The sequence below is a fragment of the Weissella paramesenteroides ATCC 33313 genome (genome assembly GCF_000160575.1).
Taxonomy (GTDB): Bacteria; Bacillota; Bacilli; order Lactobacillales; family Lactobacillaceae; genus Weissella; species Weissella paramesenteroides.
Genome location: NZ_GG697129.1, coordinates 434,662 through 450,325 on the forward strand (window position 1 = coordinate 434,662; position 15,664 = coordinate 450,325).

Here is a 15,664-nt window from a genome sequence, read left to right on the forward strand (position 1 = left end):
AATCCATACTTCTCTGCTGAATCTCACACAGACATATTAACTAGTATATAAGAATTTTCAAATTTTTCAAAACCAGAATTAAATTTATCTTTAATTATTTCGAAAAAAATAAGCGCTCATGATGTAAATAATTACTATACAGTAAAAGGATCCTCATCTACCAATTTGGATTGGTAGATGAGGATCCTTGAACATTCTTAATTAATAATTAGGACCCGGAAAATCATCTGGCGTTTGTGATTGTAGTCTCTGTAATAAACGACGCAAAATCCCTTTTTCTAGCATTGCGGCCCATAGACCTTCTAAGCGAACCTCACCATGGATCACAACGGATGTTACTGCACGTAATTCACGAAAATCATGGCTGGTCCGGGCAATTAAATCAACATTTTCTTCTAATAATTGATCGTGCTCTTTCTGATGTAAGGTACGATCAAAATTCTGATCATAAAAGTCGGACCACTCAAAAGCTTGTGCTAAAGATACCATCCGCTTATCGTAATTTGGATATGTTGTCATATGATCACCAGCTACCCAATCGACTGATACATTCTCAGCTTCGGCTAGATACTTATCCCATTTTTCAAAATCAAATGGATGTTGTTTTCTCACTATCAAAATCCTCCAAGTTGTTTAATAACTAACTGTCATTATATCACTTATTTAAAGTTAGTAAATATCCAACTCTGGAAACAATTCATTCAAATCTGTTGGTTCTGTCACGACTTCTGCATGGTTGTCAAACTGCAACAACACCCGGTTTGAATCATATTGTCGTACCCGTACCCCAGCTACAATCGCATCACGAATCACTTGAGCAAGCGGTCCTTTACCAAAATAGGTCTCGAATAGTTCTTTTTCATGTGTTTTAAAATAATCAGTTCGTTCGTTACCGAGCTTTGTTGCCCATAATTGCATTTCAGTCGTATCAGATGCCACCGCAATCATTTTAGCAGCTGGTGTTTTAGACGGCGTTAACACACGGTCAGTAATTAATGATAAGCCGTCATTAAATCGCATCCCAAAATGATCGGCTAATTGCGAAATATCTTGCATGATCGCTAATGCATCTTGTTTATTGATCAAAGTTTCCGTCGGTTGCTGTAGCGAAATCCTATTTGATAAATCTTCATTATGTTGTAATGCACTTTCGGTTAATTCGTCATCTTTTACCAAAAAGTAAATCAATAACAAATGAATTAAGTTTAAATCATTCTCGGAAATACCAGCAATATCAAATGGATCAGTGTCCAAAATACGAATTTCTAAATATTCGATCTCACTTTCATCATCAATTTTTCGCTTGAATCGGACTGGTCCGTATATCTCATGCTCAGAAAATAGCTTTCCTTGTGATACCAACTGTTCGATCTGTTGTTGATGATTGGCATAATCGCTGTCGTATGTTAGTTCTTCACCCTTATCATTGACGAAACCATATTCACTTGTGCGTAATGAACGCACCGGTTTGGTAAATTGTGGTGTTCTGGAATCCGAATCATTTAAATTAAATGGTGTTGCACCAAATAAATAATTGAATAACCAACGGTGCGCAACAATTTGACGAGCAATATGGAAATAAACATCATTTTTAAACGCTTTAAAATTTGTACGGTCACTAGCATCAAATAAATGCTGCAAAAATTCATCCGACAATGAATAGTTAAGGTGTAATCCTGTCATAATTTCATGGGTCGAACCATATTTGTGCTGTAACCAATCTCGATAATCTTGTACCCAGGTTCTCTCAAAAGTTTCGTCTAACCATTGCAGATCATCCTTTTTTAGTTCCGGTGGCATACTTAGTGGCCATACTGCCTCATCATCTTCCATATGACTACGTAAGACCCATTGCAATTGCAATAAACGATCACGAGCTTCTTCAAATGAACCAACGGCTTCTGTAACTAATTCCGCTTGTGTCTCACTATAATCAGTCTGCAGATAAGGATGAATACGTCTTGATCCCAACTTTGTTGAATGACTAGCTCGACTCAATCGTCCTTTACGAGTAACCCGGTGCGTCTCAAGTTCAATACCGAATTTACCGTTAAGGAGTTCCGCATACAAATTATTTTCTTCTACTAGTTTTCCTAAATTTAAATTAGCTCCCATAAGTAACGCCTCTCAATTATCTGACTGCAGATAGATAAAAGGCCCGGTCCATGGTAATCTACCACACACCAGGGCCACATCTCGTTGTTTTCTTAGGAATATATGCTTAATTAATTTGTTTCTTCCTCTATTTCCACTATAGCTGTTTTTGTCTCTACTTCTGGCATTTGTTGTAGCTGCCACAATTGCCAAGCATAAACAATAATGGTACGAATAACTGCATAAAATGGTACTGCCAAGATCATACCAGCAATCCCAGCTATATTACCAGCAGCTAATAACAGAACAATGATTGTCAATGGATGAATATGCAGTGATGCTCCCATAACACGTGGATAAATCAGATTACTATCAATTTGTTGAACAATCAATACGACAGCAATCACCCAAACAACCTGCCAAATTGAATCTGTTATCGCAACAAATAATGCTGGTACCAATCCAATATAAGGACCGACATAAGGAATCATATTAGTTATGCCGGCAAAGACACCTAATAGTAAAGCATACTTTTGACCAATGACAAAGTACCCAACAGCTGTAAATACACCAACAAAAATCATTTCCACAACTTGACCACTAATATATTGCGCAAGTGTTTTGTTTAACCGTCCTAATATGTCAGAGATTCTTGAGCGTTGCCGTTCAGGAAATACCTTTTGAACGAATGGCGCTAATTTATGACCATCATTTAACATATATATTGTCATGACAGGTACCGTTATTGCTGTTACTGTAAACCCTGTTAACTTCGCAATCACTGCACTCAAACTAGTTGCCATACCTGATACAACAGTCTTGCCAATATTTTGTACCTCTTGTTGTAACTTATCCAAGTTAAAATCAATTCCATATTCCTTAGAGAAATTAATTTTACTAAGTTGATTACCCCAATGTTGAATGGTATCTACTAATACTGGAATATTTTTTATCAAACCAGAAATTTGATCAACTAACGCAGGTAATAATGTTAATACCAAGGCAACTAGAATACCTAATAATAGCAACATAACAATCGTAATTGCCCAACCCCGACTAACATGCTTCACCTTGCCTAATGGAATCTTTTGTAGCGCTACCACTACTGGATTTAGAATATAATACAAAAATCCTGAAATAATCAACGGTACAAAAACAGCGCCAATAAATTGACCAATCGGTTCTAGAATAAAGCGCAGTTGTGTCACAATCAAAATTAATAACGCAATGGCCAATAATTCTAGTGTCCAAAATAATGTTTTTGATTGCTTTATGTGTTCTAACACTTCACACCCTCACTTTCATTTTTTTCTAATTATAACAGATATTAAGTAATCATAAATTACCGTTCCTTAATTATATATGCCATTTAATTTGTGAAATAAATCACTTTTAAATTTACTTTAACCTAATTTCCCTTAAAAGTTTTGCACAGTTTATCCACAGGATGTCATACTTTAACCAGACTAAAAAACGTATTTTGATAGATAGCTACCATCAAAATACGTTTTTATTTTTTATGATTAATTAAAAATTAAAGCTAAAATCAACCCAATGGCTAAGGTCAACGAAATAATAACTGCGTTTTTTATGGCATATGGAAAGTTAGGTTTAATTGGCTTTGCTTGAAATGCTTTGACATTTTTCATCACCATTGGCAATGAAACCAATGCCACCAAAGACAACCATGGTAAGATACCAAAAATAACGGCAATAATTAACATAAGATAACCAGCCATGTAGACCCAGCCAAATGCTTTTACTGCACGATCTTTGCCTAAGTACCAAGCTAACGTATGCCGCCCTTCAGCAACATCTTCATCATAATCACCAATATTGTTAGCGAACATAATATCGCCAATTGCGAACCATGCAATAGCAGAAGCAACAATCGCCTTAAATACTAGCTCTCCATTAAAAGTTGGCGCGATATTAACATAAGTCGCACTCAAAAAAATAAGGTATCCCATGGTCAATCCTGATGCTAATTCGCCAAATGGTGTCCGTGACAATGGTAAAGGTGTTCCAGCATACCAATAAACGACCCAAAACCCAATTAGACCCATAATTAGTAATGGCCAACCGGTTTGTACTGCTAACCACAATCCACCAACTGCCGCAATCAATGTCAGAATCAATAATGTTGTCCAACCTTGGCGTTGTGAAATCCCACCATTACCAATAATATTGTTCACACCATTTTTCCATTCTTCACTAGTTGCTGATTTAAAATCTTGTATATTATTCCAAACATTAGCAACCATTTGCAAAGCAAACACAACAATTGCAAAAACAATTGCAAAACCTGTATGAAATTCTTGATATGTGATTGCTGCATATAAGTTACCGAGAACTAACGGTAATACACTGGCAACCAATGATTGAACCTCTACGAATTTCAACCACGTTTTAATACTCATCTCTCATAACCTCCTAAAAACTCTCAACATCTCAGCTTACACGAAAAAAATCAGTCACGCAATGTAACATTGCTGACTGATCTTCATCATATGCAACTACAACGTTCTGAAACGATGCAAATGTTCATTTACTGGTATATCTTTACTATTAACCGAATCCACTCGTGCATATGGAGATGGCGATACACTAATCTTTGCCATAAAATCTGACATGGCATCACTTTCTGCCTGCGCTTCAATATGCACAGAACCATCCGTTTCATTCCAAACACTGCCTTTAATTCCTAATTTATCAGCAATAATTTTTGTAGAATAACGAAAGCCGACACCCTGCACGCGTCCACGTACAATAATCTTTTTCGCAACTAACATTTATATCCCCTCCAATAGCAAAAAAGGTTGGAACATATTCTGTTGTTCCAACCTCCATTATAACGTTAAGTTATGGTTTCTTTGTCAAATCTGAATCAAAGTACTTCTCTGAAAGCTTTGCCATCGTACCATCTTTTGCTAGTTGCTTTTGTGCCTTAGAAATTTTCTTTGCCAAGGCCTTGTTCTTCTTGTTTAGCATTGGTGCTGCTGATGTATCACCCAACACATTTGTTACTTTCGCTGTTAATTTGGTCTCTGGATGCGCTTTTTTATAGACACCCCAAGAATCTTGGGAGTTCAATGTCACATCTGCCTTACCAGAATTAACTAAATCAATAGCTTCAGCAAATCCTGGAACTGACACAACATTGGTACCAGCCTTCTTTGCCGCTTGGCCGAAGTTAGATGATGCCGATTGTGCAGATTTCTTTCCCTTCAAATCAGCAGCTGATTTGATATCCGAGCCTTTTTTAGTGATCATCACTGTCTTAGTATACAAATAAGGTGCCGCAAAAGCGTACTTCGCTGCACGTTCCTTTGTTTTTCCCATATTGTTGTATACAACATCATACTTGTTTGATCCTAGTCCAGCGACTAACGAATCAAATTTTGTCTGTGAATATTCAACTTTTAAGTGCAATTTTTTGGCAACAGCCTTTGACAAATCAACTTCAAATCCAGTCAATTTACCTGACTTATCACGATATGAATAAGGTGAGTAGGTTCCTTCTAATCCAACCGTCAATGTCCCCTTTTTGTGTAGGTTCTTTTGATAAGCTGGTACAGATTTAGCAGATACACTTGGTACAACTGCATAAACACTACTACTTGCGGCCATTAACGTAACAGCTGCGACAGCTGCGGTTTTTGTATATTTATTCATTTTATAATTTCCTAACTGATGTTAATTTTTTAATATTATTCACTGCCCAAAATATTTATTATTAAATACATCTGTTAATTTAACATCGCATCCCCAAGCTCATTATCGTTACCCCTTTTCGTTTCTGACGCAAATCATAACCCGCTCATTATCTGTTTGTCAACTACTCTTATTTTTCAAAATTTTACTTGCATTTAATTAGTAACACCCCTAAAATGAAATCAGTTAGTAATTCGAAATTTTCAATTTTAGGGAGTATCACTATGATTCACATCACATCACATTATATTGTTGCTTGTGAAAGCCTAACGCGTTTTTTGCGGTAGGTTATCTTGGTGTACACCAATTTAATAATCGTCAAAAACGTGTTAGGCATCTTACGACTAAGATTGTTTAACACTTTTTTTGTGCTCTTTTTTGAAAGGAAGGCTCATGTTTGAATTCATTGCAACTTATGCACCACAATTAATTATTGCTGGAATTAAATACACCATTCCGCTAGCATTAATTTCTTTTGTGATTGCTGTTGTTATAGCAGCTATTGTTGCTGTCTTACGTTCCTACGTTCCACACGCTACCGACCTAGGTAAATTCGGTTGGCAAGTTCTAAAATTTATTTTATGGTTCTATGTCTGGATTTTCCGTTCAACACCAATGCTAGTGCAATTATTCGTTGTCTTTTATGGCTTACCAAAATTAGGTATCAGTTGGTTATCACCATCTGGTTGGATAGCTGCTATTTGGGTACTCTCACTCAATACTGGTGCTTATGCTTCAGAAGCAATTCGAGCCGCTATTTCATCAATTCCAGATACACAACGAGAAGCTGCTGCTGCGCTTGGTATGACTGATCGTCAAATTTTTATGCGCATTATCTTGCCCCAAGCAACACGTATCTCTATCCCAACGCTAGCAAATTCATTTATTTCATTGGTAAAGGATACCTCATTGGCCTCAGTAGTGACCATCGTGGAGATGTTCTATCTATCACAACAACTTGCTGCCGTTAACTTTGAGCCACTAAAAATGTATTTATTAGTTGCTGCTATTTACGCCTTGTTTGTGACTATCTTGTCAATTCCTCAGCGTTATATCCAACGCTGGGCCGACCGTTTTGTAAAAGATCAGAGGTAAATCATGCTGAAATTAGAACATATTGATAAAAACTATGCTGAACACCACGCATTAAAAGATATTAACGTGACGTTTAATCCCCATGAAACAACGGTTATCGTTGGACCATCTGGATCAGGAAAGTCAACGCTTTTACGCTCACTAAATTTATTGGAACGTCCAGATAGTGGCCAATATACGATTGATGATCGTGTCATTGACCTTAACAAGCCAGTAACAACAGATACTTTACTTTGGGTGCGCCGTAAAACTGGCATGGTTTTCCAACAACCGCGTATGTTTGATCATCTAACGATTATGGGAAATATGATTGAAGCTCCTGTGCATGTTCTAAAACAGTCGAAAGCTGTTGCCACAAAACATGCACACGAACTCTTATCAGCCGTCGGCTTAGATGAAACAGCTAATCGCTATCCTTATCAATTATCTGGTGGTCAAACGCAACGTGTTGCGATTGCTCGTGCCATGGCTATGGCACCAGACTACCTATTGCTTGATGAACCGACTTCCGCACTAGATCCTGAACTTGAAGCCCAAGTATTGCGCGTATTAAATAATTTAGCCAACGAAAACCAATCGATGATTATTGTGACCCACAACATGGACTTTGCCCGTCATGCAGCTGATCGGATGTTATTTTTGGAAGACGGTGAAATTGATTTTGATGGCACTCCTGATGAGTTCTTTAATAAGCCCACTGAACGTATTCATCGTTTCCTAAATGCTTTTAAATTTGATCAAGATGAACACTAAAATAAGATAATAAAAGTCGATTACAATCGACTTCAGACTTTCAGAACGCGTTTAAAGGGCATCAATTACCACCTATCGGTAGATTGATGCCCTTTTTGTATATGATCTCATCGACCAGTAATTAATCCAGCAACAAAATTAATAATTATGGCAATCAACATCGTACTAAAGACAAAAGATATTAACGCATGACCTAAAGCAACTTTTCGGAAATGAGTGGTAGAAAAACTATTATCCGAAACTTGGTATGTCATACCAATCGTATACGATAAATACAAAAAGTCCCACAAATTAGGTAAGTCATCATTATTAAATGTCACCCCACCACCATTTTTATAATAAATTTCTGCATAATGTACTGTGTACAATAATTGAATGCTGTTCCATGACAAGAAAATACTAAAGATACAAAATATAATTTCTAATTGGTTCCGATTGCTAATGTTTAAAAGAAAAAAGACAATGAATACGCTCATAACACCAGCCAGGATGACCAGTAAATCAATTAACGGATATCGAATGCCTTTTAGAACAATTTGCTTAGTCTGTTGTCCGCTGGCTAATGGAAAAAACAGATAGATCATTAGGATAAAGAGTATTAATGTTGCCATGTCCCATCCCAATAAAATTGGAAACATGCCCTCTATAAAAAAAGTAGACAACCATGAAAAAATAATTCCGCAAATCACTGAGATGCTGAAAATGTTACCATGGTTCTGTAACAAGAGTTGCAATTTTTTTCTTTTCATAATCCTATCCTTTCCCAGCGACACAATACAACGAAATGCGGTAGTGAAAAACTGTTCTCCTATTACGCCAATTATATATAAAAAAATGACTGAACTCACGAATAAATTCAGTCACTTGGTGCATTATTATATTCTAAAAACCAGCTTGTGAAGCATCTTGATGCGTACCTGCAACACCTTCTAGTTGATCTAGCGCTACAATTTCTGCATCAGTTAACTCAAAGTCGAAGACATCAGCATTTTGGCTAATACGTTCAGCATGCGTGGACTTAGGTAAAGGAAGGAACCCATGTTGTAGCGACCAACGAATTAGAACTTGTGCAGCTGACTTACCATACTTTTCAGCAATGTCATTGATTTCAGGAACTGCAAGTAGCGATCCTGTTCCAAGAGGTGAATAGGCCTCGGTAAGAATATCATGAGCTTCGTTGAAAGCCACAATATCTTGTTCCAAATCAGATGGATTGATAAATAATTGATTAACCATTGGTCTGATGGTTGCCGTCTTGAGTAATGCTTCAACGTGTTCAATTTGGAAGTTAGAAATACCAATGGCACGAATTTTTCCTTCAGTATAGGCATCTTCCATGTAACGCCAAGCTTCTGCATTGGCTTTATCCCAATTACGTCGATTAATTAATGGATTTGGCCAATGAATAAGATATAGGTCCAAATAATCTAGACCTAGCAATTTTAATGATTTATCCAATGCTATTTTAGCAGCTTCATAACTGTGGCTATCATTCCATAGCTTTGATGTGATAAACAATTCTTCACGTGGAATACCTGAGTCTTTGATGGCACGTCCTACTGATGCTTCATTACCATAAGCAGCAGCCGTATCTATATGACGATAACCAGCTTTCAAGGCATCCAAAACACTTTGGTATGCAACATCCCCATCGGGTGTTTGCCAAGTTCCAAACCCGACAACTGGAATTTCAACCCCATTTGCCAAGGTAAATGTATCTGTTAATGATGAAATAGTCATATACTTACACCCCGTATTCAATAAAATTCAGTCATTTTTGCTGACTATCTACCGTCAAGTATAACAAAGAATATTAATAAACTAAATTAGATAGTTTGTATCCATTGAAGAGTTGGGTATAATGATAAGGACAATAAATTGAGAGAGGAAGCAAGATGTCAAAAGTTACAAAAAAAGCAATTTTTGAGGCAACGCAAGCGGTCTTAACAGAAAAAGGTTATGAAAAAGCACGGCTTGCTGATGTGGCACGTAAATTATCAATTACGCCAGCTGCTTTATATAAACATTTTGCCAACCGTGATGCGCTATTTGAAGAAATGGATAAAGATTGGCTCAAAGAAGTAGACGCACCTATTATAGAAGCTAGTGAACGTGTACCAGCGGAAAATCGTGTACAAGCACTTCATGATTGGCTATGGTTACTCTCAACCCGACGTCAAACAAGTTTTGCAGCGGCACCTGAAATGTTAGCATTTTATAAGTTTGAGTTAGGTCGACATGATAGTTTGATCGAACCACGGTTGAAAGAATTTGCGACAGCGGTAGAAAAGATTATGGCTTGGGATACATTCCGTCAACAACGGGGCCAAACAGTGATGCAAACATTTACATATTTCTATCATCCATTTTTTGCAGGTCGTTGGGATGATAATTTGTTTAAGACTATTTTCGAAACAACTTGGCAAGAGTTATTACCAGTTATCCAACAAGGATTAACTGATACACATGATAATTAAAAAATGTTTTAAGAACTTTCGAAACACATTTAAGATCATCAATCCACAAACTTCAAATTGGCGGATTGATGACCTTTTTAGTCTGTCAATAATTACCTATATCCCCGTTACTTTTTATGCATAAATTTGCATTTTTATTTTATAAAAGAAAAAATGTGTTTTAAAGAACAAAAAGCGTTACAATGGACACGTGGAAGCGCTTTCGTTATTATGTTTCTGTTGGTTTTATACTTGGGAGGTATGATTATGTCGAAGAAAGTTGCCGTAGTTACTGGATCAGCTGGGGGATTAGGTAAAGGTATCGCTGAGCGTCTACTTAAAGATGGCTTTAGTGTCATGATTCATGACATTAGCCAAGACGCCTTGACTAAGACTGAGACAGAGTTAAAAGACTTAGGTGACGTAGCCAGCTTTGTTGGGGATGTTTCTAAGAAAGCAGACCAAGAAGCATTAGTGGCTGCAGCAGTTGAAAAGTTTGGGCAGTTAAATGTTTTTGTTAACAACGCCGGTGTTGAAGCCGTGACACCATTCTTAAAGATCGATGAAAGTGAGCTGGAACGCACATTTAAAATCAATGTTTTTGGAACTGTTTACGGTACACAAGCTGCTGCTGAACAATTTATTAAGCAAGGTACACCTGGTAAGATTATTAACGCTTGTTCAATTGCTGGTCATGAAGCTTATGAAGTCTTGGGTACTTATTCCGCTTCAAAGCATGCTGTTAAGGCCTTTACACATGTTGCAGCTAAGGAACTTGCTTCAAAGCACATCACAGTAAATGCTTACTGCCCAGGTGTTGCTAAGACCAAGATGTGGGATCGTATTGATGCTGAAATGGTCAAGGCAGATCCTTCATTAAAGCCAGGAGAACCATTTGCTAAGTTCTCTGGCGAAATCGCTTTGGGACGTTACGAGACACCAACTGATGTGGCTAACTTGGTACACTTCTTAGCCTCTGAAGATTCTGACTATATTACCGGTCAAACAATCTTGGTTGATGGTGGCTTGGTTTACAACTAAATCTTGATGGCATGCGAGACAAAAGTCGTTTTAAAGCCGGTGTGACACGTAAATTGTGTTTTATTGAGGCTTCAGACTTTTGGAACACGTTTATGCTATAAAAATTACAATCAAAAATAGAGCAGGTCAGAAAATTTTTCCTGATCTGCTCTTTAATTTAGTCAGCTTTATTTCAATATTTTTTACTTTTAAAGGTCTTTTATACCATAGTTCTGGATAACTTAGCATAATGACAACAAGAGAGTCATTAATATAACTAAAGAGTTCGCGTAAACACGAAGCATGATAGTTTCTGGTCAGTTGACTGCCCTGGCTCATGAATATCTACTGATGAAGCTTGTTCAAAACCACGATGCTGATAAAACTGATACGTGCAGTTGCTATCCGTAAATAAATAGATTTGCTTTCCTGATTTGCGTGTTTGGAATGCACTTAGTAATGCTGTACCTACTCCTTGTCCTTTTTGTTTTGGATCAACCGCAAATAAGGATAGTTCCCCATCAAATGTTTTTGATTGTGTAACATCTTGGAGCATTTTTCGATTGTTCGTATCGTATTCGTCAGTACGGCTACCGAAAAACAAACTAAGGACTAATTCAAAAAGCCAAACATAACAACGCCAAAAGAAATTGCGATAAACCGGTTGTTCCCCATTAAATCGAGCTAACAAGGCACCAGTAAGCTGTCCTTCTTCGGTATACGCTCCAAGTGATAGGGTAGCATTGAGTATACCTTCCCTAACAAAATACCGACTATATAATTTTTGAGCAAATCGTAACTTTGTATAGCGCGAAAAATTCATGCCCTCCAAGGCAAAAGATGCTAGTTCATCAGCATCTTTATGGTAATCTAATTCTCTGATGTACAATACCATGACGTACTCTCCCATTAAACCCATAGTTAAATTTATCCCCAGTTAAAAATAGTTCCGGTAAAATAATACCAGCGCCCTTTGATTTTGAAATAGACTTTATCTATACTTCAGTTCTAATTATAGGCATGCTAATAATTTAAAGTTTAAGCCATAGTGATAGCGCTTAATTTCCCCAATCACACAAAGTTTTGAAGTCCTATATCAAATCGAGGATACTATCAGGCGGCTACCAAAGGGACATCTATAATGGCTAGTATAGTAGTCATTACTAAAATTTAACTTATGTGATAACAGTGTAATATACCCATATATCAAGGGCTCAATTAACAAAAATAAATATGCAATCGAACACGCATTTTGGGTACACCTCATTTACTGCTTGCTAATGATTATTCTTATTTTTTATTTTATTGTTAATTGCTGCCACATTACGTTTGGATTGTATCATATCGTTAATTAAAAATAATGCGTAGATGATAACGAAAATAATTATTTCCGTCAAAACACCTTCAATATTTAACAAATACCAACCCAAAGCATAAGCGATTATCATAAAAATTGAAACCGTCACAAAAAAATGAATGATAATTTTTTTTACTAAGCTCCAACGTTCTACAGTGAATATTAAAGCTGTTACAAAAAACAAGGATCCAAGTAATGCCCATAAAATAACAGTAATTACCAAGACATCAAGTGGATTAGAAATATAATCATCAAAACGATTAGTTGCCATTTGATAAAATGTCTGATTATTCAAATAGGCATATACTATGGAAATGACCAACCCATATGTAACACCAAATGGCATTCCTAGGAAGAATCGGTACATAATCCGTTTACTCATATCCCCAACCTCCTCTTTATTTTAGAAACATACCGTCTAGAAACGTAAGTCTCATCCCCACTATTTAAAATTAAAACGATATTCCCATTACCACTTAATTTCAGATGGTCAATAAAATCAAAATTCACAATCTCACCACTCGAAATTTGAATAAAATTATCTGGTAACAGTTCTGCTAACTGGTAGATTCGCTGTTTTACTTTGTATATACCAGATATATCTTGTATATGAACTTCAGTAGCTTCTGTTTTAATTCTGATTATCTCATCCAATTTAAGGGGTGTGACGACTTTTTCCTGGTATCCCCAAAGCAATACATCCTGTTTCTGCAATTCATCTACCATTGATTGCATGGCAGGCGTTAACTTTTTTACATGAAAATCAATATACTCAGGCTGATTCTCATCAATAAAAAAATTTACCTTCATACAGCTACCCCCCTTTTTCCAAATAACATTGTGACACCCATATGATATCTGTCATTATACATATCTAATGATGCTTGTTTTCTAATCACTGATACATGGTTTATTATTTAAATTAATCGGTCTAATTCTTAAAATAAAATGTACAAATCAGTATGATTCGTATCTTTATTATTAAAGAAAGATCCTCCCGAATTACCATTGCTGTAAATCAGGAGGATCTATGCTTCTATTTATTTAGCCAATGTTTTCCGTTTTTGTCAGTTCAGAAATAACCTCTTCGTAACGCTCACGAATGAAGCCAGCTGAAGTGTCTAACTTCGTTTGCTCATCAGATGACAAATCTAATGACACATGATCAATAACCCCTTCACGACCAACAATGACAGGATAAGAAACATAAACACCATATTCAGGTCGGAAATTAGATACTGGCAGTTCTTCATGGCTATCCGTCAAAATGGCCTTTGTTAACCGGCTAGCCGCACTGGCGATACCATAACTAGTAAACTTCTTACCATGATAAACTGTATACCCACCAATTCTAACCTCATCATTTAGGTCTGATAGTGGTAGGTCATATGATGTAATTGGTTTGTCTTTTACTGTAACCGTTGACCATGCTGTAAATTGTGAATCACCATGTTCACCAACATTATAACCACTAACTGATTTTGGATGAACACCAAGCGCCTTACCTACAGCACGATGCATACGAGCCGTATCCAATAGTGTACCTGTACCAATCACACGTTCCTTTGGGAAACCAGTATAGTGTTGATACATTGTAGTAATGACGTCAACTGGATTCGTAATCACAACCAAAATTCCTTTAAATTCAGATGCAACTAATTTTTTAGAAATATCTGCAATTTGAAGTTTGTTATACTGTAACTCAACAAAACGATCATCTGTTGTAATCGTCTCCTGCAATGCAATTTTACCAACTGAAGAAATAACGACATCAGCATCTGCTAATGCTGACCAATCATTAACAACATAATTTGCATTAAATTCCAAATTAGCCATGGCATCTTCAAAATCTAATGCTTCAGCATTCACTTTGTTATCATCAATATCAATAAAAACAAATTCGTCAACTGCACCTTGTGCGGTTAAACTATGAGCAATTGCTGCACCAACATGTCCCAATCCAATAATCCCAACTTTACGAGTCATTGCGTTCCCCCATTATTTCACTTGCTTAATAATTTTCCAAAAAATTGCTAATACGCTTCACAGCCTCATGAAGACTGTCCAAGGATGCAGCGTAACTAATACGAATGTAGCCTTCACCACCGACGTTGAAAACTGATCCTGGAATCACAGCAACCTTGCCACGCTTTGCTAAATCAACACTAAAAGCATAGTCATCTTGTTCATATGCTGCCGGTATCTTGGCAAAAACATAGAATGCCCCATTTGGTTGAGGAATTTCAAACCCTAATTTGCGTAAAGCTGGTACTAAGTAATCACGACGTTCGCGATAAGCTTCACGCATGGATTTAGAATCCAATTTTCCTTGTGCTGATCCTAACGCTTCGGCGGCTCCTGCCATCGCTGGATTCGAAGCAGCAGTAACTGTAAATTGATGTAACACTGCTGCAGGTTGTACTAGTTGCTTAGGTCCAACAATAAACCCGATACGATAACCAGTCATAGCGTGCGACTTTGACACACCATTCAAAATAACTGTTTGTTCTGGTAAGAACTTTGCAATTGAAGTATGTGGTGCATTGTAAGTTAGTTCAGAATAAATTTCATCAGCAATTACGGTAATATTAGTTCCTTGCAACACATCAGCTAAGGCAGATAATTGTTCTGCAGTATAAGTAACTCCCGTTGGATTTGCTGGATAATTCAACAAAACAGTTGTCAACTTTTCACCATACTCGTCAATGGCTGCTTGGAGTTGTTCAGGTGTTAATAAGAAGCCAGTATCAGATGTATCAACAAAGACGATCTCACCACCAGCTAGCTCGATAGTTGGGTCATACATTGAAAAATTGGGTGCTGGCAATAACACTTTATCACCCTCATTAATAAAGGCTGTGAAAGTATCATAGATTCCCTCAGTCGCCCCCAATGTCACAATAATTTCAGAATCAATATCATATGATAATCCATAACGATCTAACATAAAATGGTGAATCGCTTTTCTCAAAGCAACTGAACCAGCAGCAGGTGCATAATGTGATTCATCCGCCTCGATACTAGCAATTGCTGCTTTTTTCACATGCTCTGGTACTGTAAAATCAGGCTCTCCAAGAGTCAACTTTAGAACACCTTCAATACCACTTGTCTCATCATCAAATGCTCGAATAGCATTCGGCTTAATTGCGGCAACACGCTTATTTACTCCCATGTT

Annotated in this window: 17 protein-coding genes; 4 read left to right on the top strand and 13 right to left on the bottom strand. The window is 36.9% G+C overall.

Going from position 1 to position 15,664, the window contains the following annotated elements; all coding sequences use genetic code 11:
* Window positions 1-201: 201 nt before the first annotated feature.
* From HMPREF0877_RS05015 to HMPREF0877_RS05040, 6 genes are all read right to left on the bottom strand, one after another.
* Window positions 202-612, bottom strand: a complete 411-nt coding sequence (locus tag HMPREF0877_RS05015; RefSeq protein WP_002828164.1) for a DUF6508 domain-containing protein — start codon at window positions 610-612, stop codon at window positions 202-204.
* Window positions 613-669: 57 nt separating this feature from the next.
* Complete coding sequence (locus tag HMPREF0877_RS05020) at window positions 670-2,115, bottom strand: glutamate--cysteine ligase (RefSeq protein ID WP_002828165.1); 1,446 nt, start codon at window positions 2,113-2,115, stop codon at window positions 670-672.
* A gap of 110 nt (window positions 2,116-2,225) precedes the next feature.
* Window positions 2,226-3,380 (bottom strand): AI-2E family transporter, encoded by a 1,155-nt coding sequence (locus HMPREF0877_RS05025; RefSeq protein ID WP_002828166.1) that lies wholly within the window; start codon window positions 3,378-3,380, stop codon window positions 2,226-2,228.
* Window positions 3,381-3,617: 237 nt separating this feature from the next.
* Window positions 3,618-4,514 carry a prenyltransferase gene (locus HMPREF0877_RS05030; RefSeq protein ID WP_002828167.1) on the bottom strand — a complete coding sequence of 299 codons (897 nt, stop codon included), beginning with the start codon at window positions 4,512-4,514 and terminating at the stop codon, window positions 3,618-3,620.
* 96 nt (window positions 4,515-4,610) lie between these two features.
* The gene (locus HMPREF0877_RS05035) at window positions 4,611-4,886 is read right to left on the bottom strand and encodes an acylphosphatase (RefSeq protein ID WP_002828168.1); all 276 of its coding nucleotides are present in this window, start codon (window positions 4,884-4,886) and stop codon (window positions 4,611-4,613) included.
* 70 nt (window positions 4,887-4,956) lie between these two features.
* On the bottom strand, window positions 4,957-5,769 hold the full coding sequence (locus HMPREF0877_RS05040; RefSeq protein WP_002828169.1) for a transporter substrate-binding domain-containing protein: 813 nt from the start codon (window positions 5,767-5,769) through the stop codon (window positions 4,957-4,959).
* A 432-nt stretch (window positions 5,770-6,201) separates the two neighbouring features.
* Here HMPREF0877_RS05040 and HMPREF0877_RS05045 point away from each other — a divergent pair, with 432 nt between their 5' ends.
* Window positions 6,202-6,903: an amino acid ABC transporter permease gene (locus tag HMPREF0877_RS05045; RefSeq protein WP_002828170.1), complete on the top strand. Its 702-nt coding sequence runs from the start codon at window positions 6,202-6,204 to the stop codon at window positions 6,901-6,903.
* Between the two features lie 3 nt (window positions 6,904-6,906).
* A complete protein-coding gene (locus HMPREF0877_RS05050; RefSeq protein ID WP_002828171.1) occupies window positions 6,907-7,656 on the top strand; it encodes an amino acid ABC transporter ATP-binding protein in 750 nt (249 codons plus the stop codon).
* Window positions 7,657-7,763: 107 nt separating this feature from the next.
* Here the strand turns inward: HMPREF0877_RS05050 and HMPREF0877_RS05055 are convergent, their stop codons facing one another.
* The gene (locus tag HMPREF0877_RS05055) at window positions 7,764-8,405 is read right to left on the bottom strand and encodes a DUF1345 domain-containing protein (protein ID WP_040760622.1); all 642 of its coding nucleotides are present in this window, start codon (window positions 8,403-8,405) and stop codon (window positions 7,764-7,766) included.
* 133 nt (window positions 8,406-8,538) lie between these two features.
* Complete coding sequence (locus HMPREF0877_RS05060; protein ID WP_002828173.1) at window positions 8,539-9,396, bottom strand: aldo/keto reductase; 858 nt, start codon at window positions 9,394-9,396, stop codon at window positions 8,539-8,541.
* 155 nt (window positions 9,397-9,551) lie between these two features.
* Between HMPREF0877_RS05060 and HMPREF0877_RS05065 the strand changes: the two genes are divergently transcribed.
* Both HMPREF0877_RS05065 and HMPREF0877_RS05070 read left to right on the top strand, forming a co-directional pair.
* Window positions 9,552-10,133, top strand: a complete 582-nt coding sequence (locus tag HMPREF0877_RS05065) for a TetR/AcrR family transcriptional regulator (RefSeq protein ID WP_002828174.1) — start codon at window positions 9,552-9,554, stop codon at window positions 10,131-10,133.
* A gap of 246 nt (window positions 10,134-10,379) precedes the next feature.
* Window positions 10,380-11,153, top strand: a complete 774-nt coding sequence (locus HMPREF0877_RS05070; RefSeq protein ID WP_040760624.1) for an acetoin reductase — start codon at window positions 10,380-10,382, stop codon at window positions 11,151-11,153.
* 256 nt (window positions 11,154-11,409) lie between these two features.
* Here the strand turns inward: HMPREF0877_RS05070 and HMPREF0877_RS05075 are convergent, their stop codons facing one another.
* From HMPREF0877_RS05075 to HMPREF0877_RS10305, 5 genes are all read right to left on the bottom strand, one after another.
* Window positions 11,410-12,027, bottom strand: coding sequence for a GNAT family N-acetyltransferase (locus HMPREF0877_RS05075; protein WP_050755314.1), 618 nt, complete (start codon window positions 12,025-12,027; stop codon window positions 11,410-11,412).
* Between the two features lie 382 nt (window positions 12,028-12,409).
* Window positions 12,410-12,871: a DUF3021 domain-containing protein gene (locus tag HMPREF0877_RS05080; RefSeq protein WP_002828177.1), complete on the bottom strand. Its 462-nt coding sequence runs from the start codon at window positions 12,869-12,871 to the stop codon at window positions 12,410-12,412.
* Complete coding sequence (locus tag HMPREF0877_RS05085; RefSeq protein WP_002828179.1) at window positions 12,868-13,299, bottom strand: LytTR family DNA-binding domain-containing protein; 432 nt, start codon at window positions 13,297-13,299, stop codon at window positions 12,868-12,870. The genes HMPREF0877_RS05080 and HMPREF0877_RS05085 overlap by 4 nt, the downstream gene beginning before the upstream one ends.
* A 234-nt stretch (window positions 13,300-13,533) precedes the next feature.
* Complete coding sequence (locus HMPREF0877_RS05090; protein ID WP_002828180.1) at window positions 13,534-14,475, bottom strand: L-lactate dehydrogenase; 942 nt, start codon at window positions 14,473-14,475, stop codon at window positions 13,534-13,536.
* Between the two features lie 25 nt (window positions 14,476-14,500).
* Entirely contained in the window at window positions 14,501-15,661 is a 1,161-nt protein-coding gene (locus HMPREF0877_RS10305; RefSeq protein WP_002828181.1) for an aminotransferase class I/II-fold pyridoxal phosphate-dependent enzyme, read from the bottom strand.
* Between the last annotated feature and the right edge of the window lie 3 nt (window positions 15,662-15,664).

Coding starts and splice junctions, on each gene's coding strand:
- HMPREF0877_RS05085 (WP_002828179.1), bottom strand. CDS start 13,299: ATGAAGGTAAATTTTTTTATTGATGAGAATCAGCCTGAGTATATTGAT.
- HMPREF0877_RS05030 (WP_002828167.1), bottom strand. CDS start 4,514: ATGAGTATTAAAACGTGGTTGAAATTCGTAGAGGTTCAATCATTGGTT.
- HMPREF0877_RS10305 (WP_002828181.1), bottom strand. CDS start 15,661: ATGGGAGTAAATAAGCGTGTTGCCGCAATTAAGCCGAATGCTATTCGA.
- HMPREF0877_RS05070 (WP_040760624.1), top strand. CDS start 10,380: ATGTCGAAGAAAGTTGCCGTAGTTACTGGATCAGCTGGGGGATTAGGT.
- HMPREF0877_RS05065 (WP_002828174.1), top strand. CDS start 9,552: ATGTCAAAAGTTACAAAAAAAGCAATTTTTGAGGCAACGCAAGCGGTC.
- HMPREF0877_RS05020 (WP_002828165.1), bottom strand. CDS start 2,115: ATGGGAGCTAATTTAAATTTAGGAAAACTAGTAGAAGAAAATAATTTG.
- HMPREF0877_RS05075 (WP_050755314.1), bottom strand. CDS start 12,027: ATGGTATTGTACATCAGAGAATTAGATTACCATAAAGATGCTGATGAA.
- HMPREF0877_RS05060 (WP_002828173.1), bottom strand. CDS start 9,396: ATGACTATTTCATCATTAACAGATACATTTACCTTGGCAAATGGGGTT.
- HMPREF0877_RS05040 (WP_002828169.1), bottom strand. CDS start 5,769: ATGAATAAATATACAAAAACCGCAGCTGTCGCAGCTGTTACGTTAATG.
- HMPREF0877_RS05045 (WP_002828170.1), top strand. CDS start 6,202: ATGTTTGAATTCATTGCAACTTATGCACCACAATTAATTATTGCTGGA.
- HMPREF0877_RS05080 (WP_002828177.1), bottom strand. CDS start 12,871: ATGAGTAAACGGATTATGTACCGATTCTTCCTAGGAATGCCATTTGGT.
- HMPREF0877_RS05090 (WP_002828180.1), bottom strand. CDS start 14,475: ATGACTCGTAAAGTTGGGATTATTGGATTGGGACATGTTGGTGCAGCA.
- HMPREF0877_RS05055 (WP_040760622.1), bottom strand. CDS start 8,405: ATGAAAAGAAAAAAATTGCAACTCTTGTTACAGAACCATGGTAACATT.
- HMPREF0877_RS05035 (WP_002828168.1), bottom strand. CDS start 4,886: ATGTTAGTTGCGAAAAAGATTATTGTACGTGGACGCGTGCAGGGTGTC.
- HMPREF0877_RS05050 (WP_002828171.1), top strand. CDS start 6,907: ATGCTGAAATTAGAACATATTGATAAAAACTATGCTGAACACCACGCA.